21 protein-coding genes are annotated in these 24,989 nt (G+C 71.4%); 7 read left to right on the top strand and 14 right to left on the bottom strand.

Annotated features, from left to right (window positions below):
• The 11 genes from carA to IEY78_RS21550 form a co-directional block, all read right to left on the bottom strand.
• The coding region (carA, locus tag IEY78_RS21600; RefSeq protein ID WP_189100731.1) for a glutamine-hydrolyzing carbamoyl-phosphate synthase small subunit at positions 1–1,090 on the bottom strand (1,090 nt) is incomplete at its 3' end.
• 5 nt (positions 1,091–1,095) lie between these two features.
• Complete coding sequence (locus tag IEY78_RS21595) at positions 1,096–2,361, bottom strand: ATP-grasp domain-containing protein (RefSeq protein ID WP_189100730.1); 1,266 nt, start codon at positions 2,359–2,361, stop codon at positions 1,096–1,098.
• Complete coding sequence (locus tag IEY78_RS21590) at positions 2,358–2,687, bottom strand: hypothetical protein (RefSeq protein ID WP_229700100.1); 330 nt, start codon at positions 2,685–2,687, stop codon at positions 2,358–2,360. The genes IEY78_RS21595 and IEY78_RS21590 overlap by 4 nt, the downstream gene beginning before the upstream one ends.
• Positions 2,688–2,805: 118 nt before the next feature.
• Entirely contained in the window at positions 2,806–4,062 is a 1,257-nt protein-coding gene (locus IEY78_RS21585; protein ID WP_189100726.1) for an ATP-grasp domain-containing protein, read from the bottom strand.
• Between the two features lie 82 nt (positions 4,063–4,144).
• Positions 4,145–5,101, bottom strand: a complete 957-nt coding sequence (locus tag IEY78_RS21580; protein ID WP_189100723.1) for a TauD/TfdA family dioxygenase — start codon at positions 5,099–5,101, stop codon at positions 4,145–4,147.
• 234 nt (positions 5,102–5,335) lie between these two features.
• Entirely contained in the window at positions 5,336–7,174 is a 1,839-nt protein-coding gene (locus IEY78_RS21575) for a carbamoyltransferase family protein (RefSeq protein WP_189100721.1), read from the bottom strand.
• Between the two features lie 99 nt (positions 7,175–7,273).
• Complete coding sequence (locus tag IEY78_RS21570; protein ID WP_189100719.1) at positions 7,274–9,493, bottom strand: iron-containing redox enzyme family protein; 2,220 nt, start codon at positions 9,491–9,493, stop codon at positions 7,274–7,276.
• 203 nt (positions 9,494–9,696) lie between these two features.
• On the bottom strand, positions 9,697–10,728 hold the full coding sequence (locus IEY78_RS21565) for an SGNH/GDSL hydrolase family protein (protein ID WP_189100717.1): 1,032 nt from the start codon (positions 10,726–10,728) through the stop codon (positions 9,697–9,699).
• A gap of 196 nt (positions 10,729–10,924) precedes the next feature.
• Positions 10,925–11,671: an SDR family oxidoreductase gene (locus IEY78_RS21560; protein ID WP_189100715.1), complete on the bottom strand. Its 747-nt coding sequence runs from the start codon at positions 11,669–11,671 to the stop codon at positions 10,925–10,927.
• A 304-nt stretch (positions 11,672–11,975) separates the two neighbouring features.
• Positions 11,976–12,614 carry a LysE family translocator gene (locus IEY78_RS21555; RefSeq protein ID WP_189100713.1) on the bottom strand — a complete coding sequence of 213 codons (639 nt, stop codon included), beginning with the start codon at positions 12,612–12,614 and terminating at the stop codon, positions 11,976–11,978.
• A 59-nt stretch (positions 12,615–12,673) separates the two neighbouring features.
• Positions 12,674–13,213: a hypothetical protein gene (locus IEY78_RS21550; RefSeq protein ID WP_189100711.1), complete on the bottom strand. Its 540-nt coding sequence runs from the start codon at positions 13,211–13,213 to the stop codon at positions 12,674–12,676.
• A gap of 169 nt (positions 13,214–13,382) precedes the next feature.
• Between IEY78_RS21550 and IEY78_RS21545 the strand changes: the two genes are divergently transcribed.
• From IEY78_RS21545 to IEY78_RS21530, 4 genes are all read left to right on the top strand, one after another.
• Positions 13,383–14,720 (top strand): aminotransferase-like domain-containing protein, encoded by a 1,338-nt coding sequence (locus IEY78_RS21545; RefSeq protein ID WP_189100709.1) that lies wholly within the window; start codon positions 13,383–13,385, stop codon positions 14,718–14,720.
• A gap of 737 nt (positions 14,721–15,457) precedes the next feature.
• Complete coding sequence (locus IEY78_RS21540; protein ID WP_229700099.1) at positions 15,458–16,483, top strand: LuxR C-terminal-related transcriptional regulator; 1,026 nt, start codon at positions 15,458–15,460, stop codon at positions 16,481–16,483.
• 333 nt (positions 16,484–16,816) lie between these two features.
• Positions 16,817–17,701, top strand: a complete 885-nt coding sequence (locus IEY78_RS21535; protein ID WP_189100707.1) for a glycerophosphodiester phosphodiesterase — start codon at positions 16,817–16,819, stop codon at positions 17,699–17,701.
• A gap of 429 nt (positions 17,702–18,130) precedes the next feature.
• A complete protein-coding gene (locus tag IEY78_RS21530; protein ID WP_372509222.1) occupies positions 18,131–19,312 on the top strand; it encodes an acyltransferase family protein in 1,182 nt (393 codons plus the stop codon).
• 102 nt (positions 19,313–19,414) lie between these two features.
• On the opposite strand, the gene IEY78_RS21525 is transcribed toward IEY78_RS21530, so the two are convergent.
• From IEY78_RS21525 to IEY78_RS21515, 3 genes are all read right to left on the bottom strand, one after another.
• Positions 19,415–19,888 carry a RidA family protein gene (locus IEY78_RS21525; RefSeq protein WP_189100703.1) on the bottom strand — a complete coding sequence of 158 codons (474 nt, stop codon included), beginning with the start codon at positions 19,886–19,888 and terminating at the stop codon, positions 19,415–19,417.
• Between the two features lie 153 nt (positions 19,889–20,041).
• Entirely contained in the window at positions 20,042–21,031 is a 990-nt protein-coding gene (locus IEY78_RS21520) for an alpha/beta hydrolase (protein ID WP_229700098.1), read from the bottom strand.
• A 93-nt stretch (positions 21,032–21,124) separates the two neighbouring features.
• Entirely contained in the window at positions 21,125–22,807 is a 1,683-nt protein-coding gene (locus IEY78_RS21515) for a bifunctional 3'-5' exonuclease/DNA polymerase (RefSeq protein ID WP_189100699.1), read from the bottom strand.
• A 453-nt stretch (positions 22,808–23,260) separates the two neighbouring features.
• On the opposite strand from IEY78_RS21515, the gene IEY78_RS21510 reads away from it, so the two are divergent.
• The 3 genes from IEY78_RS21510 (at position 23,261) to IEY78_RS21500 (ending at position 24,748) form a co-directional block, all read left to right on the top strand.
• Positions 23,261–23,503, top strand: coding sequence for a chaplin (locus tag IEY78_RS21510; protein ID WP_189100697.1), 243 nt, complete (start codon positions 23,261–23,263; stop codon positions 23,501–23,503).
• Positions 23,504–23,746: 243 nt separating this feature from the next.
• Entirely contained in the window at positions 23,747–24,148 is a 402-nt protein-coding gene (locus IEY78_RS21505; protein WP_189100695.1) for a rodlin, read from the top strand.
• Between the two features lie 366 nt (positions 24,149–24,514).
• Positions 24,515–24,748, top strand: coding sequence for a chaplin (locus IEY78_RS21500; RefSeq protein WP_189100693.1), 234 nt, complete (start codon positions 24,515–24,517; stop codon positions 24,746–24,748).
• The last annotated feature ends 241 nt before the right edge of the window (positions 24,749–24,989 follow it).

Below are 24,989 nucleotides of genomic sequence, written 5' to 3'. Positions count from 1 at the left end.
CGTCATGCGGACCCGCGGCGGCTTCGGGGTGGTACTGCACACTGAACGCCGGCTGGTCAAGGAGGTGCAGACCCTCCACCACGTCATCGTTCAGACAGACATGGGAGACCTCGGCGCGGCCGAAGGGGGTGTCGGAGACCTTGTCCAGCGGGGCATCGACGGCGAAACCGTGATTGTGCGCGGTCACCTCCACCTTCCCCGTCGTACGATCCTGCACCGGCTGATTGATCCCCCGGTGCCCGTACTTCAACTTGAAGGTGCCGAAACCCAGCGCACGGCCCAGGATCTGATTGCCGAAGCAGATACCGAACAACGGCGTCTTGCGCTCCAGCACCCCGCGCATCAGCGAGACCGCATGGTCGGCGGTGGCCGGGTCACCCGGCCCGTTCGAGAAGAACACCCCGTCCGGAGCCACCGCATAGACATCGTCCACGGTGGCCGTGGCGGGCAGCACGTGCACCTCGATGCCGCGCTCCGCCATCCGGTGCGGCGTCATCCCCTTGATCCCCAGATCGATCGCGGCAACCGTGAACCGCTTCGACCCGATCGCCGGGACTACATAGGCCTCCTTGGTGGCGACCTCGGCGCACAGGTCGGCGCCCACCATCTCCGGGGCCCGGCGCACCCGTTCCAGCAGGAGGGGTTCCTCCGCGAGGGAGTCACCGGAGAAGATCCCGACCCGCATCGCACCACGCTCACGCAGATGACGCGTCAACGCACGCGTGTCGACACCACTGATGCCCACCACACCCTGCGCGACCAGCTCCTCGTCCAGCGAACGCACCGCGCGCCAATTGGACGGAACCCGGGCCGGATCACGCACCACATAACCCGCGACCCAGATCCGCTGCGACTCCGGATCCTCGTCATTCACACCGGTGTTACCGATATGCGGAGCCGTCATCACCACCACCTGCCGGTGATACGACGGATCCGTCAGCGTCTCCTGATAGCCGGACATCCCGGTGTTGAACACCGCTTCGCCGAAGGTCTCCCCCACGGCCCCATAGGCGCGGCCCCGGAAGCTGCGGCCGTCCTCCAGGACGAGTACGGCGGGAGTCCGGCCGGTCCGGTGGGTGGGGTGCGTCACCCGGGTCACCGGTCCAGCCCGCAGGTCTGGCGGCGTCCGGCGACCGGGGCGGTCACCTCGGCCGAGCACTCCAGGTGGAAGCGGGCGGCCGTCCGCAGCACGGCCTTCTCGACGTCTCCGCTGGTCGTGCCCCGGAACCGGAAACGCGCTCCGACGTGCTCGTATCCGCCGATGCGCGGCAGGACGTGGCCCACGGGCGGGATGACGGACGTGTAGGGGCCCTCGTCCGGGTCCGGTGCGGCGGGCAGGTCCCAGGCGACCACCCGGCACGGGGCCGGTACGGGGAGCGGGACGAGCAGCCAGCCGCCGGTGTGCCAGGTGGACGGTACGGGCAGGTCGGGGCGGTTGCCGAGCTGGATATCGGCGGCCGCGGCCATCAGGTCGATGCCGTGCACCTCCCGCCACACGAAGGGGATCTCGGCGCCGCCGACGCGGTAGCCGGCCTCCAGGAAGTGCAGCACGGGGGCGCCGTCGGGCGTCCGGCCGGCGAACAGCTCCAGGTGGAAGACCCAGGGCTCGGTGCTCAGCGCGCCGGCCGCGCGGGCGGTGAACTCACCTATGACGGAGAGGAGTTGGGGGTCGTCGATCTCGACCGAGCCGAGGGCCTCGCCCTCGGTGAAGTCGACGCAGGTGTTGACGTACCGGGACGCCCGCCAGGGGCCGAGCGCCTCGCCCGTCCACAGGCCGTCGATGTGCAGGACCGGGTCGGCGCAGTACGCCTGCACCAGGCGCGGCTCCGGCGGCAGGGTGCGCAGCAGCGGCAGGTCCGCCGCGGAGTCCAGGCGGACGACGCCGCGGCTGGCGGTGCCGCGGCGGGGCTTGACCACGACGGGCCAGCCGTGGGCCTCGGCGAAGGCCGCCACGGCGGCCTCGTCGGGCGCGTCCGCGAAGGCGGGGGCCGGGATACCGGCGTCCGCGATCACGCGGTTCATGGCCAGCTTGTCGCGGAACCGGGCCAGTTCGTCCGGGGTCTGGCCGGCGCAGCCGAGCTTCTCGCGCACCAGTGCCGCGGTGTCGAGGTCGCCCTCGTTGAGGGCCAGCACGCGCCGCGGCCTGCCGAACCGTGCGCTCAGGTGGGCGACGGCCGGCCAGACGCCGTGGAAGTCGTCGGTGGCGGGGACCATGCGGACCGCGGCCGCGCCGGCCGGTACGGACGGCAGGCCCAGGTTGGTGGTCACATAGGTGACGTCGTACGCCTCGTGGTCGAGGCAGTCCTCGTAGCGCGCGTACCCGTCGCGCCACCGGTGGATGACGAGGAGGTGGTCCTTCATGCCTGTCCCGCCTCCGGCGCCGTGCGTGCGCCCTTCCTGGCCAGCTGGGTCCGGCTGTGCACGCTGCCCACCGCGTACGTCGCCGACACCACGGCGGCGCGGGCCGAGCCGAGTGCCTCGCGGGCCGTGTCGAGGTCGCCCTCGGGCAGCCGGGCCACGATGTCGGTCGCGCAGTCGATGAGGTGCAGGGCGGCGCGGGTGAGCGGCTGGTCCGCCGCGAACTCCTGCTCGACCAGGCGGCGGGCGTTCCTCAACTGGGCGACGGAGTCGGCCGGGGCGGCGGTGGGCGACGCCGGGGCGTCAGCAGCGATCGTTGTCACGGGCACTCTCTTCTCCTCCAGGTCCGTGGGACTGGTCATCGTTCGGCGAGCACCCGGGCGCGGAGCCCGAGTGCTCGCAGCAATTCGTCGCGGCGTCTGACCTCCGCCGGGAGGCCGGGCGGGATCAGCTCGTCTCGAAGCGGATCCGGGCGTTGGCCGTCTCGCACTTGGCGACCGCGTCCTCGGCGTCGCGCCCGGAGGCGATGACGTACCCGGAGACGCAGTCCGCGACGGTGAGCAGCGGCGGCACGGTGTCGCCCTCGCTCTTGGCGATGACGGCCGCCACGTCGACGTCCATGAACTCGTCCAGGTAGGGCAGGAACACCTGGGCCACCTCGCCCCGGGGGACGTGCCGGATGACGTCGGCGGCGTCCTCGGGCACGTCGAGGGCGGTGATCTCGCCCGGCTCGGGGGTGAAGAAGCGGACCGCGGCGCCGCCCAGCGGCTCCGGCGAGGTCTCGGGCAGCTCGTCGATGCCCAGCGGCACGGTGAGGAACATGCGGTTCAGGTTGAGTCCGAAGGCCCGCCGCACCAGCTCGGGGGCGCCGCTGCCGGCGAGCCGGGCGTGCGACTCCAGGACCCGCGGCCCGTGCTTCGTCAGCACGAACTCGCTGTGCGAGGGGCCCTCGGTGAGGCCCACCGCGTCGAGGAACTTGGGGGTCAGCTCGCGCAGCGCCGCCAGCTGGGGGACGGCGACCCGGCTGGGGGTGCTGACCTCCCACTCCACGTACTTGTCGTTCATCCGGTACTCGGAGTAGCCGATGGTCAGGTGCCGGCCCTCGTGCGAGAAGGAGTCGACGCTGACGACGGGCCCGTCGAGGTACTCCTCGGCGATGACGCCGGAGATCTCCGCCGCCTGCAGCGCGCTCCACGCAGCCTCGGCCTCGTCGGCGTTCGCGACGGGGTGGATGTGCAGGCTCGCCACGCCGTCGACGGGCTTGACGATGACGGTCCCGCCGACCTCGGCCTGGAACGCGGCGATCTCCGCGGCGCTGTGCACCATGCGGTAGAGGACCGGGCTCAGGTGGTGCTTGGCGAGGAGTTCGCGGGTGAGCGCCTTGTCCTTGAGGGCGCGGGCGGTGGCCTCGCTGACGCCGGGCAGGCCCAGGGCGTCCACGACGAAGCCGGTGGACTCGGCCGCGGGCTCGGTGGTGGTCAGCACCCGGTCGAAGGGGCGCTCGTCGTGCAGCGGCTTGAGGGCGTCGAGGAGGGCCTGGCCGTCGGCGATGGGGGCGTGCACGATGCGCTCGCAGTGCACGGATATCGCCGGGTCGTAGGCGCCTTCCTCGTGCACGAGGACCACGTCGATACCGAGTTCCTTGGCGCCGGCGATGGGTGCCGGCCTGCCGCCGATGACCGCTACGCGGAACTTGCCTGCCATGGTGCGTCCTTTTCGGTGAGGTGAGATGAGATGAAGCGAAGTGGAGTGGGGTGTCGGGGGTGGGAAGGGGCGCGGCCCGCCGTCAGGCGGCGTAGCAGCGGCGCAGCCAGCGCGCCGTGGCGTCGGGGGCCGGGCGGAACGCCTTGCGGCGGTGCAGCACCCGGTAGTTGTCGAAGATCATGAACTCGCCGGGGCGCAGCACGAGTTCGGTGGACGGAGCGGTGCCCAGCGCGGCGGACCAGCGCTCCAGCGCGGCGGCCGCGGCGTCGGTGCAGCCGGCCGTGGTGCCGCGGTCGTAGCGGGCGCGGTGGTGGCGGCCGTCCGGACCGGGCTCCAGCACGGAGGTCTTCGTCAGCGGCGCCGTCGACTGCTGGTCGTTGGAGGCGGGCGCCCCGACCTGGAACTCCTTGGCCAGCAGCGCGAGCCGGGTGTCCTCGTCGAGCCGGACGACGACATCGTCGAGTGCCATCAGCTCGGTCGGCACCCGCTCCTCGTTGCGGACGGTGTAGAAGCTCAGGTACGGCGGCGCGTACAGCCGGGGGTCCGAGCCGGGCGGGCTGAAGGGCTGGTGCGGGTTGTCGGAGTGCCAGAAGAACTCCGAGTCCGCGCCCCAGGAGCTGGTCGTGCCGGAGGCCTCCGGGTTGGGCACGACGTTGCGGATGAGGCGTCCGTCGTTCTCGTAGGCCACGGCGAACGGCGTGCACCCCAGCAGCCGCAGCAGTCCGAGGTGGAGCGCGTTGGTGACGGCGAGCTCGGACTCGTCCCCGAATCCGGAGACCGGGGTCGCGGGGAAGTCCTGGGTGGGCAGGTTGGTGAGGGTCAGCGCATGGCTGCCCCCGGCGGTGAACACCTGGATTCCGTGCAGGGTCTCGCCCGGCAGGTAACGGCGCAGGGCGTAGGCACCGATCCTGGCGAGGATCGCGTCGTCAAGATCCGAGTCCAGGCGGGTTTCGGAGACCCGTTCCGAAATCTCCTTGCCCAACAGTTCCCGGGCGCTGTCCTCGACGTGGAACCGGGTGAGCTGGAGCAAGCTGGTCATGAATTTCTCCGATCAATAAGTTGCACGCCGTTGTGCGCGACTCAGCGATCTGCCGAAGGAATCCAGTAGGTCGCTGCACTCCGGTTCCATCGGCGGGCCATCGGGTCCCGTACGAGCCGGCCCAGCAGGCCTGCCGGAGTGATGAAGAGGATGTAGACGAGCAGGAGCACGAAGGTGCGCATGGCGTTCCGATCTGTGGGGCGGGCCGGGGGCCGGCGCCGGTGGCGGGCTGCGTCAGTCCAGCGGGATCTCGTCACGCCAGTCGGACTCCTCCGACCAGGCGGGCTGGGCGCTCTTCTCCAGGAGGAAGTTGCCGAGCGCGAGCAGGTCGATGTTGGTGCGCATGAAGCAGGTGTAGGCGTCGTGCGGGGTGTTGACGATCGGCTCGCCGCGCACGTTGAACGAGGTGTTGACCAGCACGGGGCAGCCGGTGCGGGCCTTGAAGGCGGTCAGCAGCCGGTGGTAAGCCGGGTTGCTGTGCTCGGTGACCGTCTGCACGCGGGCCGAACTGTCGACGTGGGTGACCGCGGGGATGGTGGAGCGCGGCACCTTCAGCAGGTCGAGTCCGGAGGCGCCGGTCTCCCGCGCCGCCAGCCGCTGGGCCGCCGCCACCTGGGAGACCACCAGCATGTACGGGCTCTTCTGCGGAAGGTCGAAGTAACCCTTCGCGTCCTCCTCCAGGACGGCGGGCGCGAACGGCCGGAAGGACTCCCGGAACTTGATCTTGAGGTTCATCGCCGACTGCATGGCCGGGTTGCGCGGGTCGCCCACGATGGAGCGCGCGCCCAGGGCCCGGGGGCCGAACTCCATGCGGCCCTGGAAGAAGCCGGCGATCTTGCCCTCGGCCAGCTGCTCGGCGACCGCCTTGGCCAGCGTGTCGCTGTCCAGGTGCTGGTAGGGGATGTGGTTCGCGTCGAGGTACGCGGCGATCTCCGCGTCGTCGAAGCCGGGGCCGAGCAGGGAGCCGCTCATCGCGTCCTGCCCGCTCCCGGTGTGCCCGCGCCGGGCCCCGCGCTCCATCGCCACGGCCTGGGCGGCGCCGAGCGCCCCGCCCGCGTCACCGGCGGCGGGCTGGATCCACACCTCGTCGAAGATGCCCGCGTCGATCACCTTGCCGTTGGCGACGCAGTTCAGCGCGACCCCGCCGGCCAGGCAGAGCCGGGACTCACCGGTGCGCTCCCGCGCGGAGCGGGCCAGCTTGAGCACCGCTTCCTCGGTGACCTCCTGCACGGACGCGGCCAGGTCGAATTCCCGCTCGGTGAGCGCGGCTTCGGGCAGGCGCCGGGGGCCGCCGAAGAGCTTCTCGAAGCCCTTGCCGGTCATCACCTGGCCGCGCATGTACTCGAAGTAGCGCATGTCCAGGCGGAACGAGCCGTCCGGCTTGATGTCGATGAGGCGCTCGCGGATGAGGTCGGCGTAGCGCGGCGTGCCGTACGGGGCCAGGCCCATCAGCTTGTACTCGCCGGAGTCGACCTTGAAGCCGCAGAAGTAGGTGAACGCGGAGTAGAGCAGCCCCAGGGAGTGCGGGAAGCGCAGCTCCGACACCGGCTTCAGCTCGGTGCCCCGGCCGTGCCACAGCGTGGTCGTGGCCCACTCGCCCACGCCGTCGATGCACAGCACCGCCGCGGACTCGTACGGGCTCGGGAAGAACGCCGAGGCGGCGTGCGACTCGTGGTGGCGGCGCACGGACAGCTCCGGGACCCGCCCCCGGCCGAGCGCGGCCAGCTCGTCGCGGACGGTCTCCGCGGTGTGCAGCTTGCCGCCGCGCGAGAGCCACGCGGGGAGGGTGTCGCGGAAGGAGGCGAAGCCCATGGGCGCCGCTCCCTTGAAGGTGGAGAGCACCCGCTTGAACTTCAGCCGCGGGTCCTCGTAGTAGGCGATCGCGGAGACGTCGTCGAGGCCCACCCCGTACTCGTCGAGGCAGTACTCCACCGCCCGGGCCGGGAAGGCGGGGTCGTGCCGACGCCTGCTGAAACGTTCCTCCTGCGCTGCCGCAACGGGCACGCCGTCGGCGACGAGTGCCGCCGCGCTGTCGTGGTAGTAGGCCGCGATGCCGAGAACCAGGTCAGTCACTGGTGTTGTCCCTCGCCGTGGTCGGGGTCACGCCGATGCGTGACCGGGTACGCGTACCGCTGTGCGCGGTCGCTCCTGGGATGGGCCGGCCGGAGTGGTTCACCGGCGCCTGCGCGCGGACCGGCCGCGGCGGGCGGCCCTGCGGGCCCCCATGCCGCTCGGTGGGTTCAGGGACCGGTAGCCGGCCCTGACCCGCTCCCAGACCTCCGTGCGCGCGCCGGGTCCCGGGGTGTCGGGAAGGGCGGCCATCAGGGTGTCGATCGCGTCGGCCGCCCACGCGGAGTGCCCGGTGGCGACGTTGTCGATGGTGTTGTGGATGTCGACGAAGCGCGTGTTGAAGCCGTACGTCTTCAGGGCCATGCGGGCCCTGCGGTACGTCCCGCCCACCCCGGACAGCTCCATGGCCAGGTTGAGGCCCAGCACTTCGGGCAGGAAGGTGCGCGGGAAGCGGCCCACGCACAGCCAGTACACCGGCAGTTCGAACGAGGCGTCGTAAAAGCCGGGCCAGCGCGCGAACTCCGGGGAGGCGGTGGGCGGCAGCTCGACGTCCATCTCCTTGAGCACCTCGCGGTAGATCAAGGGGTGGTTGAGCTTCGGCTCGCCGTTGCCCAGTTCGTCCCAGTAGGTCTCGAAGAGCGAGTGGCCGATCTCCGACGAGGCCTGCTCGTAGTCGGTGAAACCCTGGAGCCAGCTGCCGTCGATGAGGGTGAGCGGCGCCGTCTGCACGGTGTCCTCGACCACGGCCTCCCGGGTCGGCAGCGGGATCTCCGCGTTCTCCTCGAACTCCGCGCCGTGGCGGTCGTGCTGGGTCTGGAGCCAGGGCCGCAGCCCCTCGCGCCCCCAGGCGTCCGGCAGGAGCATCGTCCCGGTGTCCATCCCGTGCCGGGAGCGCGCCAGCCAGCCCGCCGTGTAGTCCAGGGCCCAGGCGCGCAGCGCGGGGGTGTCGGTGCGCTGCATCAGCAGGTGGTAGGCGTCCCGCAGATCGGCCGGGGCCCGGCCGGCGGACGGTGCGCCGGCCCGCAGCGCGGCGGCCACCGCGGTCAGTTCTCCGCCGGCCGGCCGGGGCGCGGGGGAGCGGGTGTCCGGTGCGCTGCCCGCCTCGCGCACCGCCTCCGGGGACAGCGAGTCGATCCAGCGGCGGATCACCGTCAGGTCCTCCGGCGAGAACACCCGGAACATCGGTCCGCGCTCGCCGACCAGGCCGCGCACCAGCGAACTGGCGCCGGAGCGGCCGGGCTTGACGAGCCGGCTGCGGGCCAGGACGCCGAGCAGCGGCCCGGCGTCGGTGCGGCAGTCGGCCAGCCAGGCGCTCAGCGGCCGCCCCTCCATCTCGAAGCCGTGGTGGTACACGGCCCCCTCGCGGGAGCGCAGCCGCATCAGCTCGGCCATGTCGTACGCCGGGTCCTTGGACGCGGTCAGCTCCGTGTGGAGCAGCTCCGCCCAGTCGCGCAGCTCGGCCAGCGCCCAGGCGAAGCCCAGCCGGACCGCTTCGGCGGCGGCCGGCCCGCCCTCGGCGATCAGCGCGTCCACCGCCGCACGGCACATCAGGGGCGGCGGTTCGCCCTCCTGGCCCCGGCCGTCGGAGAGGTCGAGGGCGGCCCAGTCCGCCTCCGTGGGCAGCGCCTGTGCGACCAGGGCGAGCGGCGGCAGCAGCCCGACGGTGCGCAGGCACAGGTCGGCGCCGAGGATCTCGGCGCCGAAGTCGTCCGGGCGGCGGCTCATCGCCAGCAGCAGCGCGGGGAAGCGGAAGGTGCGGTCCGCGATGCGCTGGTCGCCGGTGAGCCGGGCCCGGGGGACCGCGTTCTCCGAGAGCCGCAGATGGCGCAGGAGGCCCAGGTACGCATGGCCCCGGGAGGCGCCCGGATGTCCGGCGCCCACATCGGAGGCGTACAGCGCCAGGGTCCGCAGCACGGCCGGCTCGTCCGCGTTGCCGGGGGCGCTGAGCCATTGCAGCCAGGCCCCCGAGACCAGGGCGAGCGGGGCGCAGCCGAGCACCGCCCGGCGGACGAGGACCTGCCGGGCGCCGTCCGCGCCGTCACCGGTGACGGGCGGGTGCGCCGCGTTCCCGGTCACGTCGAGCGCCCGGAAGCGGGCGCTCTCGGTGCGTGCCCAGTCGGCGGCCCGGCGGACGGCCGCGTCGAGATCCGTCTCCGCGCCGGCGGCGTGCCGGCGCAGTTCGGCGCGGACCTCGTCGGTGAACCGGCCCCCGGGGACGGACGCCTCCGGGTCGGCGGCGTACGCGTACACCGTCCGTGCGCTGTCGTCGTCCCGCGCCGGTACGGGCCGCGTGGCCGGGCCGGCTGCCTGATGGCCTTGCATCCTTCTCCTTTCCTCTGCTTCGTGGACCATCCGGCGCGCGGTGCCGCCGCCGGCCGTACCGGTCAGAACATGGGGTAGATGGAGGCGTCGTTCTTGCGCTTGGCGCGCTTGTTGCGCCGGAACAGCGCATTGGCGATCTTTCGCACGAAGGACATGTGCAGTAATTCCTCTCGGGTAAGGGAATTCGGGGTCAGGACAGGGGGTCAGGACAGGCCGATGGTGTCCGCCATGATTTTGGCGACGACGTCGTATCCGTGGTCCGTGTAGTGCGCCCGGTCGACGAATATCCAGTCGTTCCGGCCGACCGCGTCGGCGACGACGGGATTCAGGTCGTGGTATCCGATGCCGAGCTTTTCGCAGCCGGTCCGGAGGGTTTCGGAGAACTCCCGGGACACTTCCGGCGTCGAGATGTCGCCGTACAGCGCTTCCCAGGTGCCGAGCTTGGAGATCCGGTCGATCTCGTCGAAGAGCAGCTTTTCCTGCGGGGCCGGGGTGTCGCGCATCCACTGGGCCATGGGCTGGAGGACGTACGTGACGCGGGTGTGCGGCCCCGCCAGCCTGCGCCAGCTGTCCAGGTGGCGCAGGGTGAGGTCGGCCGCCGACGCGATGACCTGCGGGATGTCCCGGCGGACGTCGTCGTGGGTGGAGATGGTGCGCCGCCGCTCCGCGCGCCGGCCGAAGGGCTTGGCGGCCTTGCGGTTGCTCTCGCGCAGCTCCTCCATCTTCTCGAAGTACTCGCCGCAGAACCAGAATGCGCCGTGGTCGCCCTGCTGCCATTCGGGCAGCCGGCCGACGGTCAGATCGTTGAGCCCCGAGAAAATGACGATCTCTTCGATCTCGGGCAGCAGATGCCGGTACAGCGTGAAGAGCAGGAGTTCCTGGGTGGAGTTGTAGCAGCGGCCGCCGAAATTGAGCCACGGGGCGGAGGGGGCGTGCTTGCTCCACAATTGCGAGGCCAGCGTGGTGGCGTCACTGGTGGCGCCGATCCCGAGCACGGTCGAACTGCCGGCGATCAGCCGCACGGGACCGGCCGGCACATTCTCCGCCGCCGAGGCCGTGGCGCCGCCGGGACCGTGCGAGATACGGAATCCGGCCCGGTCCGTGTTGATGGTCGCGGACCGGTAATCCGCCTGGTGGAAATACATGAGGTACGGCAGATAGCGCGCCTCGCCGCGGTCGTCGAACCGCGCGTACTCCTGGTGCTGCGGAGTCAGTTCGTCGCGGTGCAGTTTCACGGGAAAGCTCCTCGGATCGTGTGCGGACATTCCTCCGGCCCGGGGCACGGCGAAGTGCACGGACAGGGCGGCCCGAGGCGCGTACGCGGTGCGAGAGGGAATGGAGAAACGGAGGTGGAGAAGAATGCAGAGCGCCGGAGAAAGGCACCGGAGGAAGGCGCCGGAGAAGAGCGCCGGGGAATGCGCCGGGGCGCGCTCAGGTGCCGAGGAGCGGGCCGCGGTGCAGCTTGTGCTGGGTGGCCTGCGCCAGCGGCCGCACCACCATCCGGTCGACGTTGACGTGCTGCGGGAGCCCCACGACGAGCGACACACACTCGGCCACGTCGTCCGCGCTCAGCGGCGCGTCGACGTTCTCGTAGAGCGCGGCCGCCCCGGCGGCGTCGCCGCGCAGCCGGTTGAGGGCGAACTCCTCGGTGTGCACCATCCCGGGCGCCACCTCGATGACCCGGACCGGCTGGCCGCACAGTTCGAGCCGCAGCGTCTCGCTGAGGGCGTGCTCGGCGTGCTTGGCGGCGCTGTAGCCGCCCCCGCCCTCGTAGTTGACGAACGCGGCGGTGGAGGTGATGGTCACGACCGTGCCGCCGCCCGCCCGCAGCAGGGGCAGCAGCGCCTGCGTCATCCGCAGCGTGCCCAGCACGTTGACGGAGAACATGTGCGCCCAGTCGTCCGGCGCGGCGAGCGCCACCTGCTCCGCGCCGAGGGCGCCGCCCGCGTTGTTGACCAGGACGTCACAGGAGTCCAGGCCGGCGGCGAACTCCCGCACGGCGTCGTCGTCCGTGATGTCCAGGGGGTGCGCCCGCGCGCCGGTCTCCGCCGCGAGCGCGGCCAGCCGGTCCGCGCGCCGGGCGACGGCCACGACGTCGAAACCGTCCTTGGTCAGCCGGCGGACCGTTGCCGCACCGATTCCGCTGCTCGCACCGGTCACCACTACCTTGCCGGCCACCCGACACCTCCGCCTTTTCCCTTTAGGGCATTTCCGAAACCTCTATTCGATGTGCCGCGCATTAACGAGTGGATGGTGGGTACCCGAAGGTTTCCGGCCAGGTATTCGTTCTGCCGCACAGCTGAATCCTTCACGAATGCAGCCGCCAGCAGAAGTAATTCCAGGCGGCTGGATCGCGCATTGCGGAAACCCGACCGTGGGGCATAACGCCATGAAACGGCCACAGCGGGGCAACGCAAGAGGCCGGACCGCTCCGGTGGTACGGAGCGGTCCGGCCTCGGACGTACGGTGCTGCCCGGCCGGCTCAGGCGGGGCCGGAGGTGTCGAGGGCGAGGGTGACGGCGAGCGCCCCGAGCACGGTGCCCATCATGTAGCGCTGCGCCTTCAGCCAGGACGGGCGGCGGGTGAGGAAGACCGCGATGGCCCCCGCGCCCAGCACGATGACGAAGTTCACGCCGATGCTCACCACGATCTGGATCGTCCCCAACACGAGTCCCTGGAGGAGCACATGCCCCGACTTCGGGTTCACGAACTGCGGGATGAGCGAGAGGTACATGACGGCGATCTTCGGGTTGAGCAGGTTCGTCATCAGCCCCATCATGAACAGCCGGCGGGGCGAGTCGTGCGGCACGTCCTCGGGGGTGAAGACGCTGACCCCGCCGGGCTTCAGGGCCTTCCACGCCAGCCACAGCAGATACGCCGCGCCGGCCAGCTTGATGGCCGCGTACAGCTCGGGGACGGCGATGAAGATCACCGACAGCCCGAGGTTGGCGGCGACCAGATAGATCATGAAGCCCACCGCGACCCCGCCGAGGGAGACGATCCCGGCCCGGCGTCCCTGGGTGATGCTCCGGGACACCAGGTAGATCATGTTCGGTCCGGGGGTCAGCACCATGCCGAGCGCGACCACCACCACGCCCAGGATTCCGCTCAGTTGCAGCATCTCTTCTTCCCTCTCCGGTGCATCCGCTGTCGTGCCTGATCCGCCGCTGCCGCTCCGCCTCAGGGCGCCTTGAGGCGCGCCACCTCGGAGAGGTCGTGGACGAGATCGTGAATGAAGTGCTCGGTGCAGAGCTCGACGCTGAGCCCCGGTGCCCCCGAACGCGGGTCCCGGCCGCCCCAGTCGGCGCTGGTGAAGGTCTCGAACCGGCAGGCCAGCGACTCCGCGGCCCAGCCGAGTTCCGGCGCCACCTGCCGGGGGTCCTCCTCGCTGTAGCGCGTGAGCAGCTCCGCCTCGCCGCGCGCGCGGCCCGTCTCGCGGACCCGGCGCACCGGCGGCAGGCGGAGCATCGTGATCAGCCGCCGGTGGAAGAGCACGCACATGTCCCGCGCGTGGCAGCCGTATTCGAGCGGCGACCAGCCGAGCGGGCCGGTCTTCTGCCGGCTCAGGTGCGGGTCGTCCAGGATCGTGCGCCACTGCCCGGCGCACGCCCGCAGGACGGCCGGCACCTCGCGACGGTGGAACGCCTCGCTGGTGAACCCGCACCGCTCGCACCGGACCGACGTCAGCGACGTGCGGCCTCTAGTTCCTGACGGGGTCACGTGGTCCCTTCCTTGGCGGGTGCGGCCCTGCGGGTCGGAGCGTAATCGAGCATATTGATCTGACTACCTCGGCGCAAGATTTAGATTGCACCGAGGGCAATGCTCTGCTACCTCTGAGACGATGAGGGAAGCAGGGGCGGTCGGGACCGGCGCGGGCGAGGAGAGAGTCGTGAAGGACTATGTGCAGACGGCGGACGCGGTGGCCGCGGACATCGCGGCGGGCCGGCTGCGGCCGGGCGACCGCCTGCCGCCGCAGCGCGACTTCGCCCGGCAGCACGGCATCGCCGCCTCCACGGCCGCCCGCGTCTACCAGGAGCTGGCCCGTCGGGGGCACACGGTCGGCGAGGTGGGCCGCGGCACCTTCGTGCGCGCCACCGCGCATCCCGCCGCGCCCGCGCTGAGCGAGCCCGCCGACGGCCGGATCGACCTGGAGCTGAACTATCCGGTGGTGCCCGAGCAGGCCGGGCTGCTCGGGGCCGGACTGGCCGGGCTGGCGACGCCGGACGTGCTGGAGACCGTGCTGCGGCCGGTCGGTGCAATCGGTACACCGGCCACCCGTGAATTTTCGGCCGATCTGCTCGCCCGCGGCGGCTGGCGCCCGGACCCGGCCCAGGTGCTGTTCGCCGGCAACGGCCGGCAGGCGATCTCGGCCGCGGTCGCCGCGCTGGTCCCGCCGGGGGCGCGGCTGGGCATCGAGGAACTCACCTACCCCGGGCTCAAGGTCATCGCCGCCCGGCTCGGGATCACCCTGGTGCCGCTGGCCATGGACGAGGACGGGCTGGTGCCGGAGGCCGTCCGGGCCGCCCACCGCAGCGCCCCGCTGCACGCCGTTTACGTCCAGCCGACTCTGCACAATCCGTTGTCCCTCACGATGAGCGAGCATCGCCGGGGCGAACTGGCCGGCGTGCTGCGGGAGTTGGACCTCCACGCGATCGAGGACACCATCTGGGCGTTCCTCTACGACGACCGCCCGCCGCTCGCCGCCCTGGCGCCCGAGCACACGGTGGTGATCGACAGCCTGTCCAAGCGGCTGTCGCCCGGGCTGACCCTCGGCTTCGCGGTGGCCCCGCCCGCGGTCGCACCCGGCCTCACCTCGGCCCTGCGCTCCGGCGGGTGGACGCCCATGCGCTTCGCGCTGGAGGCCGCGGCCCGCTGGCAGGCGGACGGCGCGGTGCGGGCGCTGGTGGCGGCGAAGAAGCAGGAGGCCGCGCGCCGCCAGGAGGTGGCCGCGCGGCATCTGGGCCCGTTCCCGGTCCGCAGCGATCCGCGCTCGTACTACTGCTGGTGGGAGCTGCCGCGCCCCTGGCGGGCCGACATGTTCGTGGCCGCCGCGGCACGGCACGGGATCGCGGTGACCCCCGCCGCGGCCTTCACGGTCGGCGAGTACCGCGCCCCCAACGCGATCCGGCTGGGGCTGGCCTCGCCGCGGATCGAGGCCCTCTCGCAGGCGCTCGCCGTGCTCGCGGACCTCGCCCGCTCCGCCCCGGACGAGCTCGTCTCCGACTGAACGGCGGCGAGGGGGCGTCGGGCCCGGTCCGGACGGCGATCCCGAGGCAGCACGGGCCGGGAGTACGGCGGGCGCGGGTACGTCCGCCGACCGCGCGCACGCTCCGGATCCGCCGACCGCACCCGGTGCCTGCACTCGGCGGGCGCACCCCCGCCCGTACCGTCTCGCGCTGCCCTTTCGGGCAGGATCGCCGTCTCCGCGCCGGCCGCCGCACCGGACCGGTGTACTCTGCACTCATCCTTCACGAGGACGGCGCCCGGTCCGCGGACCGGGCAACGCACCGCACCGGTCCCGGAATTCCCGGCCGTCCTCTGAATTCCGGCCGCCCCGCGGGGGCGGCTGTTTCTTCGGCGTGCCCGGAGTTTATCCCCAGGCGGAATCGCTGTGCCGCTGGGTATCCCCGGCGGAACCGGAAATTGCCTGAGTCTGCTGGGTGTCATCCGTCGAGACCGCAATGCCGACCAAGGGCAGCAGAACCAGGGCGAGAGTGGAAAGCAGGGCGGGCGCGGGCTTGGTGACTCTCGGCATGAGGAACTTCCCCGTTCAGTTATGTGTGTTTTGTCTGTTTAAGGCAAAACTTCCCAGGCCGAGCAGTCTTCCCGTCCACTTTCCGGGCGGACGAGCGGCTGAACAGCCGATGGATCCGAGATGGCTGGTCACGTCATTGACCAGGACTTTCCTTGACGTCCCTTCGATCTTGCGCCAGGTTCCGCTCTGAAGCCAGCCCGACTGGCATCATGATCAGGAAGTGCGACAACTGGAAGGGGGAGCAGATGGGCTCACATGAGGACATGTGCGGAAAGGTGGGTGCAGTTCGCCTCTGCGAGCAGGGGCTGAACCAATACCGTGAAGCCCTCGAAGCCGGGGTCATGTCGGGGGATGTGGCCGATTGCCTGCTCACCTGCGGACTGCTGCGCCCGCTGCCCGGATCGGTCGGCGTCTACATTCCCATTCCACCGGAAATTGCCGAGTCCGACCTGGCGCGGCCGGTCGAGCAGAAGATTCAGAATTCCCAGCAGGTCCTGACCGAGTTATACACCTCCTTTCTCGCCGCGAAGGGGGTCTACCGCAAAGTGCAGCAGCAGGTGGCGACCCCCATCGACACCCTGATGGGCGAGGACGTGATCAGCGAGGCGCTCCAGATGGCCATCGGCAAGTGCCAGGGAGAACTGCTCACGGCACAGCCGGGCGGCGGCCGCCCCACCCATCTGCTGGCCGAGGCGCTGCCCCGCGACCTCGCGCTGCTCCGCCGGGGGGTCCAGCAGCGCACCCTCTATCAGCACACCGTGCGCTCGCACGCTCCGACGCTCGGCTACATCGAACGCATACTGGCCGAGGGCGGCCAGATCCAGACACTGGACGAGATCTTCGAGCGCGTCATCATCTGCGACCGCTCGATCGCCTTCATCCCCGGCTCGCCGGACCGCAAGACCCACGCCGTGGCCATCCGCCACCCCGGCGTCGTCGGCTTCCTGTCCAAGGCGTTCGACCACATGTGGGAGCGCGCGACGCCGGTCACCGCCGTCATGGGCCAGTACCGCCCCGAACCCCTCACCGACGTCGTCCGGCGCAGCGTGCTGCGCATGGTGGTCAGCGGCTGCACGGACGAGGTCATCGCGACCCGCCTCGGCATGAGTTCGCGCACCGTTTCCACCCACATCAGAAAGGTGTCGGAGATGCTCGGCAGCCGCAGCCGCGCGGAACTCGGCTATCTGGTCTCCGAGCACGGCCTGCTCAAGGACGAACCGGCCGACGCCACCTGACGGGGCCTGACACCCGCGGGCCCGCGACGGCGGTTGCCCGGGGTCCTGCGACGGCGGACGCCTGGGGCCCCGCGATGCGGCGGGCCGCCCGGATGGCGGCCCCGCGCCGGACCTCACTCACCCGCCTGCCCGACCTTCCCCTCACCCCGCTGACCTGCGGAAACGGTCCCGCTGGTGAGCGCGGGGCCCGGCGGCCGGGTCGCGTGCTCGCGTGGCGGGTGTCGGGGGATGCCCGCAGGTTGAGGGGACAGCCGTGTCCTGGACCGGACGAAGGGCGGGGTGTAACTGGCGCAGACGGGGCCGTCTGCGGGTGAGTGGACCGGGAGGCTCCGGATGCTGCGCAGATCGCTGCGGATACCCGCTGCCGGATGCGCCTTCCTGGTGACGGCCGCGGTGTCCTCGGCCGTGCTGTGCTCCGGTCCGGGGGAGTACGCCGATGTCGCCGTGATCAGCGGCGCCCGGGCCGGCCCCGGCACCGCCGCGGCCCGGGTCATCGCGCACCGCGGCGCCTCCCGTGACGCACCGGAGAACACCCTCGCCGCGGTCGACGCCGCACATCGCCGCGGACTCATATGGGTGGAGAACGATGTGCAGCGCAGCAGGGACGGCCGGCTGGTCGTGCTGCACGACGCCACCCTGGAGCGGACGACCGACGCCGCGAAGGTCTTTCCCGGGCGCGCGCCGTGGCGGGTGGGGGATTTCACCGCCGCCGAGATCGCCCGGCTGGACGCCGGGAGCTGGTTCGGGGGGCGGTTCGCGGGGGAGCGGGTGCCCACGCTCGCCGCCTATCTGCGCCGTCTGGAGCGCAACGGGCAGCGGCTGCTGCTGGAGATCAAGGCCCCGGAGAAGTACCCCGGTATCGAGGCGCAGGTCCTGCGCGAACTACGGACGGCGGGCTGGCTGGATCGCGCCCATGTCCGCGGCCGCCTGGTGGTCCAGAGCTTCTCCGTGCGGTGCGTCCGCACCGTGCACGAGCGGGCACCCCAGGTGCGTACCGGGATTCTGGGGGCGCCCCGGGTTCGCCTGCTGGCGCGCTACGCGCGGTTCGCCGATCAGATCAACCCCCCTGCGTCCGCGCTCAGTTCGGGCTGGCTGGCGGCCGTGCACCGGCTGCGCGGGCCGCACGGCCGCCCCGTGGAGGTCTACGTCTGGGGCGTGGCGAAGAACACCACCACGCGGTCGATTCGCGTGCGCGGCGCCGACGGTGTTATTGAATAATGGGTAACGGGCGGTGGTTCGAGGGGCATTGTCCCAAACGCCCGTGGTGCCGGCCGCACGGCCGCCGCACCGCCGTCCGCGCTGCGTGAAGGAGCTGTGGAGGGCGGATGCTGCGTGTGTGGCAGCCGCAGTCGGGGATTTACGTGATTCCCGCCGCGGGGCTAAGGTGCCTGAGATGTTCGACGCCGCCACACTCCCCGTAAAAGAACTAAGACGCAGGATTTGGCTTTTGGGTTCCGATGTGCGGCCCGGTGCGGGCCAGCGTCCAGTTCCTCCCCTGGGATCCTTTCGGGAGGCTCCTTGACGAACGACTTTCCGGCGTACGGCGAACGGCGGGTTCCCCTGCCCCCGCCCCGGCATATGCCGCAGGACACACTGACACGTACGGGCGCCCCGGCCTCGTCGCACGCCGCAGGTGCGACGGCGACCATGGCGCCCGTGGCGAAGAGCTCCACCACGGCGACGGCGGACCGTCAGCTCGCCGATTCCCCTGCCGCGGGCGGCACTTCACCGGCCCGGCCCGGACACCGTGCCGGGGGCCGGGGCGGCAGCCGTGCCAAGAGCGCGGCCACCGGCGAGGCCAAGGCGAAGCCGCGCGACGCCTTTTTCGACAATGCGAAGTACCTGGCCATCGTGCTGGTGGCGATGGGGCACTCCTGGGAGCCGCTGCGTGACGGCAGCCGGTCCGCGGCGGCGCTCTACATCACCGTCTATGCCTTTCATATGCCGGCCTTCATCATCATCTCCGGCTATTTCTCGCGCAGTTTCGATATGCGCAAGGACCGCCTGCAGCGGCTGATTACCGGCGTCGCCGTTCCCTACATCCTCTTCGAAGTCGCCTACACGCTCTTCAAGAGGTGGGCGGACGACGACCCGGGTTATCCGATCAGTCTCACGGATCCCTGGTATCTGACCTGGTTCCTGCTCGCGCTGTTCATCTGGCGCCTGACCACCCCGCTGTGGAAGATCGTGCGCTGGCCGGTCCCGCTGGCGCTGGCCATCGCCGTGCTCGCGTCGGTCTCCCCGGACATCGGCGACGACCTGGACCTCCAGCGGGTGCTGCAGTTCCTGCCGTTCTTCGTGATCGGGCTGTCGCTGCGGCCGGAGCACTTCCGGCTGGTACGCCGCAAGAAGGCGCGGATCCTGGCCGTTCCGGTGTTCGCCGCCGCGCTGGTCTTCGCCTACTGGGCGGCGCCGCGGATGAACGCCGCGTGGTTCTACCACCGCGACGCCGCGCAGGAACTCGCCGCCCCGTGGTGGAGCGGCGCGGTGATGACGCTGGCGATGTTCGGCTGCTCGCTGGTGCTGGTGGCCTGCTTCTTCGCCTGGATCCCGGGCCGCACCATGTGGTGCACGGCGCTGGGCGCGGGCACCCTGTACGGCTACCTGCTGCACGGCTTCCTGGCCAAGGGGTCGCGCTTTTGGAACTGGTACGACACCCCGTGGGTGCACACGCCCTGGGGCGCGGTACTGCTGACCCTCATCGCGGGCAGCGTCATCACGGTGCTGTGCACCCCACCCGTGCAGCGGATCTTCCGCTGGGCGATGGAGCCCAAGATGACCTGGGCGTTCAAGAAGGACCCGGTGGGGATGGCCCGCAGCCGCAACTGAGCGGAGCGGACACCGCCCGCAGGCCGCCAGGGCGCCCGTTCCACCGGAGAACCGGTGGGGCGGGCGCCCTGCTGCGTGCGGGGAGCGGGAGGTGCGCTCCCGCTACCGGACGACGGCGATCCCCTCGATCTCGACCAGCGCTTCCTCGTCCCACAAACGGGTGGTCCCGATCACGGCCATCGCCGGATAGTCGCTCCCGACCAGGCGCTTCCACACCAGGCCGAGGTCGCGCGCATGCCGGCGGTAGTCGGCGACATCGGCCGCGAAAACGGTGAGCTTGGCGAGGTCGGACGGGCCGGCCCCGGCCGCCGCCGCGACGTCCAGGAGGTTGGTCAGCGCCCGCTCGAACTGCTCGACGATGCCGTCCCCGACGATCCGGCCCGCTTTGTCGAGCGCCGTCTGCCCGGCGAGGAAGACCATGGTGCCGGAGGCGGCGCGCACACCGTGGCTGAAGCCGGTCGGCGGCGCGAGATGCGGTGGATTGACGCGCTCCAGCCCGTCGGGCGGGGTGCCCGCGTCCCGTCCGGTCCCGCCCTGTGCGCCGTACTCGCCGTGCTCGCCGTTCTCGGTCGTCATCACTGCTCCTGCGCTCGTCCGGCCGTTCACGCATAACGGGGGTCGCCCCCAGGGGATTCAAGCGCCTCCGGCTCCCGGCCGTCCAGCGTTCCCCGCGCCGGGCGACCGGACGCCCTCGACGGACGCCCTGGTCGAACGCCCCTGCCGCCCGGCTCAGTCCGCCGCCGGGCACGGATACAGCGCCGCCCGCAGATGCCCCGTCCAGTGGGCCGTCATCTCCCGTGCCAACCGCGTCCCGGGTGCGTGCAGTTCGAAGCCGTGCCAGGCGCCGGGCACATTGCGGACCGTGACCTGCACCCCCGCGTCCATCAGCCGCCGGGCGTAGGCCAGCCCCGGGTCCCGCAGCGGATCGAGATCGCAGACCAGGACATAGGCCGGCGGCAGCCCCGTGAGGTCCTCGGCGCGGGCCGCCGCGGCGTAGGCGTCCGCCGCCGCGCCCTCCGGCAGATAGTGCTGCCACGTCCTACGCATCGTGCGCAGGCTGTTGACCCACGGCCCCGGCACGTCCTCGGCCTCCGCAGGGAGCGGTTCCCCGGCGACGCGGTCGTCGACGTCCGGTACGCACATCGACTGGTAGGCCAGGGCCGGGCCGCCGCGGTCGCGGGACATCAGGGCCACAGCCGCGCTCAGCCCGCCGCCCGCGGAGTTCCCGGTGACGGCGATCCGCCCGGCGTCGATGCCGAGCCCGGCCGCCTGCGCCGCGGTCCACTCCAGGGCGCGATAGCAGTCCTCCACGCCCGCCGGATAGCGGTGTTCGGGCGCGAGCCGGTACTCGACGGAGACGATCACGGCGGGCAGCGCGCGGCAGAGGTCGAGGGCCGTCTTGTCCTGCCCCGGCAGGGGGCGGCCGAGGGCGTACCCACCGCCGTGGAAGTGCAGCACGGCGGGCAGCGCGCCGCCCCGGTAGGAGCCCTCGGCGCCGTCGGGGCGGTAGACCTCGACCGCCAGCGCGCTGCCGTCCTCCCGCGGGATGTCGTACCGGCGGCTGCGCACGCCGGTGCGGTCGGCCGGGGTCGCGGCCAGCAGCTGCCGGAACCGCTCACGGGTCGCCGCGATGTCCCGGAAGGGATCGGAGTACGGCGGCAAGTCCTCCAGGTAGGCGGCGAGTTCGGGGTGGACGGTTATTCCCGGCGGGAAGGGCACAGGGGTCTCCGGTGATCGCGTAGGGCCCCGCATTCTGCTCGCACCGTCTCCGCCCCGCCATCACCGACACCCATCCCGCCGCCCGCCTCCCGGTCACTTCGCGTCGGCATAGCACTCCACCACCGCCGTGGTGAACGGGAAGCGGACGGGGGTGTCCCCGAACGCGATCCGCCCCGCCGCCGCGGCCGCCGCGGCGATCGCCCCGGACACGGTCGCCGCCTCCTCGGCGGGGCAGTGCACGATCACCTCGTCGTGCTGGAAGAAGACCAGCTCGGCGCGGAGCCCGCCCTCCGCCAGCGCCCGGCGCAGCGCCGCCAGCACCAGCAACGCCCAGTCGGCGGCGCTGCCCTGGACGACGAAGTTGCGGGTGAAGCGGCCGCGGGCCCGGGCGGCGGCCGAGCCGCCGGCGTACCCCTCCGCCGGCGCGTCCTCCTGGGGCAGTCCGGCCTCGTCCGGCGGCGCCACGGACGCCGGCGGGCAGGTGCGTCCCAGCCAGGTGCGCACCAGCCGGCCCTCCTCGCCCGCGCGGGCCGCCTCGTCCACATACGCCACCGCGGCCGGATAGCGGCGGCGCAGACCGGCCATGTGCGTCAGCGCGTCGCCGGAGGTCTGGCCGTACACGGCGCCCAGCAGGGCGATCTTGGCCCGGTCGCGGTCGCCGCCGAACGCCCGGGCCGCCAGATCCGCGTACAGGTCCTCGCCGCTGCCGGCCACCTCCATCAGGCCGCGGTCGCGGGAGACGGCGGCCAGCACCCGGGGTTCCATCTGGTCGGCGTCGGCGACCACCAGGCGCCAGCCCGGATCGGCGCGCACGGCCTGCCGGATCACCTTGGGGATCTGGAGCGCGCCGCCGCCGTTGGTGGTCCACCGGCCGGAGACCGTGCCGCCGGGCAGGTACTCGGGGCGGAAGCGGCCGTCGTGCACCCACTGCTGGAGCCAGGCCCAGCCGTGGGCGGTGTGCAGGCGGTAGAGCGTCTTGTACGCCAACAGCGGGGCCACCGCGGGGTGATCGAGTTGCTGCAGTTCCCACTTGCGGGTCGAGGTGAGGGAGATCCCGGCGCGGCCGAAGGCCTTGATGATCTCCTGGGGGAGATCCGGGCGCACCCGCGCGCCGGGGCCGAACGCCCGGGACACCTCCTCGGCCAGCTCCGCCATCCGCCGCGGCTCCAGCCCGCCCGGATAGCGCTCGCCCAGCAGCCGGTCGAGCAGGTCACGGTGCACATCCGCCCGCCAGGGCACCCCGGCCCGCCCCATTTCCGAGGCCACCAGCATGCCCGCGGACTCGGCGGCGAGCAGCAGCCGCATCCGGTCGGGGTGCTCCGCCCTCGCCGTACGCGCCACCTGGCCGGCATAGACCTCCAGCAGCGCGGTGAGCTCGTCCGTGCCGGGCGGCAGCGGCACCGGACCCGGCTCGAACAGGGACGGCTGGGTCTGCGCCGTACGGGCGGGCCCGTCCTGCGGAACGGGCAGACCGTGCAGCCGGGCCCAGGCGGCGGCCAGCGAACGCGGCTGGCCGTACTGCCCCTCCTCATGGCCGATCAGCAGCGCCTCCGCGGCCTCCACGTCATAGCAGCGCTCGACGCGCACCCCCGCGGCCAGCAGCGGCCGGTAGATCTCCGCGGTGGACCGCCACACCCACCGCTCGACCTCGGGACGGCCGCGCACGGCCTCGGCGAGCGAGGGCTCCTCCCGCACCGGCCCCGCGGCCCGCCCGTCCGGGGCGAGCGGGCAGAGACGAGCACCCCCGTCGCCCGTCTCCACCACCGCCCATCTCATGCTCCTGAGTCTCGCACCGGGGTCTGACAACGGCCCGGCACCGAATCCGGCACCAGCGCTGGCACCGGCTCCGGCTCCGGCACCGGCATCGACTCCGGCACCGGCTCCGGCTCCGGTCCCGTCTCTGGTGAGGCCCCTGACCGGCGCGGACGACGGCCCCGGGAACGGGCCGGACAGCGCCGCCGGGAGCAGGCCGAGGCAGTCCTCGGGACAGCCCCCCTGCGCCCGCCACTTCAGCTGCCCGAGCGGCACCCCAACTCCCGTATCAAGAGGGGCAATTGGCGAGAGCTGCCATCGCAGGGAAAAATCGAAGGGCGCCGAATTCCACCGGCCCGGATTTCCCGCATTCACCCGTATGAAGCGCCACTTTCCCCTTGTTGATGCGTTGAGCAGCTTGTCGCTCTATGCGGCGCATCACCGAAATCTGCTTGCTGCTCAGTGAAGAGGTTCACCGTGAAGTTTGTCTCCAAGGCCGCTGTCCTGTCCGCCGCCGCGGGCATTGCCGTTGTGAGCGGGGCCGGCGTGGCCAGCGCCTACGGTGCCGGCGCCGCGGGCGTCACCCAGAACTCTCCCGGCGTCGTCTCCGGAAACCTCATCCAGGTCCCGGTCGACCTGCCGCTCAACGTCTGCGGCAACACCATCAACGTCGTCGGACTGCTGAACCCGGCCGCCGGCAACACCTGCGTCAACCTCTGATCACCATACGGCGCTTGAGGCCCGGCCCACGCCCGGGCGGGGCCTCTCGGCGGCAAAGGCCGGTACGCATTCCGTACCGGCCTTTCGTATGCCCAAAAGGCTTGCAGCATGCGGTGCCACCGATGGCAATGATATATGTCCATGGTTTCGTGGCATTCGGGTGAATCGGCGAAACCGCATCCTCAGAAGCGAGTTGACCAGGTCGCTCCACATACGGGCACTCCGCTTCCAGAAGGGTAAATCGTGATCAAGAAGGTCCTGGCCACGACGGCTGTAGCCGCGTCCATGGTTGGCATTTCGGCGGCCGTCGCCCCCCAGGCGATGGCTGTTGGCAACGACAACGGCACCTCCACGGTCAACGGCAACGGCGCCGTTGAAGCGTTCGGCAACTCCACCACCATGGGGCGGATGAGCCCGCAGCTGGAGCTCGTCCAGGGCTCGCTGAACAAGCTGTGCCTCGCCCTGCCCAAGGTGAACCTCGCCGCCGCGGCCGTGGGTGCGATCGCGCAGGACGTCAACCTGCTGTCGTCGCCGCAGAACCAGCAGTGCACCGAGAACTCGACCCAGGCGAAGGGCGACGAGCCGCTGTCGCACATCGTGGACGACCTCGCGGTGCTCTCCGCCAACGGTGTCGGCAACCGCTGAGCCGGCCATCGGCCGCAGGCCCGGGCCGCCGGCTCTCCTCCTCTGAGCGGCCCGGGCCTGCGGCACCCCCTCGCGAAGCGCAGGGCCGAAGATTCACGACCCCCCCTTTCGGTAGGAATCCGTATTCGGTGGGTACCTCGTCCGTCCGGACTCCCGGTGTTTTTTCCGCGTCGTATGCGCGGTGGCAATCCCCCGAAATGCTTGTGCATCGTTCGGGCGATTCCTCAGAAAACTTCCCGGGAAGAGTTTCGTCGGCGAGGAGCAATCGTTACCAATATTGGCAGCGCGGTTACGGGCGAGCAGAACACCGCCCGTGCGACACGACGGTCGTGTTCGCTACGGACCCGCTGCAAGGAAGGGCTGAAAGTGAAGTACGCAAAGGTCGCCGCAATCACCGCTGGAACGATCATGGCGCTGGGCTCGGCCGCGCCGGCGTTCGCCGACGCGGGCGCCGCGGGTGGCGCCAAGAACTCCCCCGGTGTGCTCTCCGGCAACGCCATCCAGGTTCCGGTGCACATCCCGGTCAACCTCTGCGGCAACACCGTCAACATCGTTGCGCTGCTGAACCCGGCGTTCGGCAACACCTGCCTGAACCACTGACGCGAAGGCGTTTGAGTCGTTTCCTGAACCGGTCCCGGTGCGCGGTCCCCTGCGTATCGGGGCCGGTCGGCTTTCCCTCTCCGGGCAGCGTGAAAAGCAGGATGCCGAACCTTTCGGGTGGCGTCGCCAAGAAGGCGGAACTTCAGAGTTTCTCCGGGAGACAGCACTCGTTAGTGAAGGTGAATGCGGTGATCCGAGCAGTGAAGTGAATGCTCACGCGGCACTGGTGCCGCGGGACCTT

This window comes from Streptomyces kronopolitis (assembly GCF_014646275.1).
In the GTDB taxonomy this organism is placed as follows: Bacteria; Actinomycetota; Actinomycetes; order Streptomycetales; family Streptomycetaceae; genus Streptomyces; species Streptomyces kronopolitis.
Note: the sequence above shows the minus strand (reverse complement) of the source record. Positions and strands in the feature narration are given on the sequence as shown.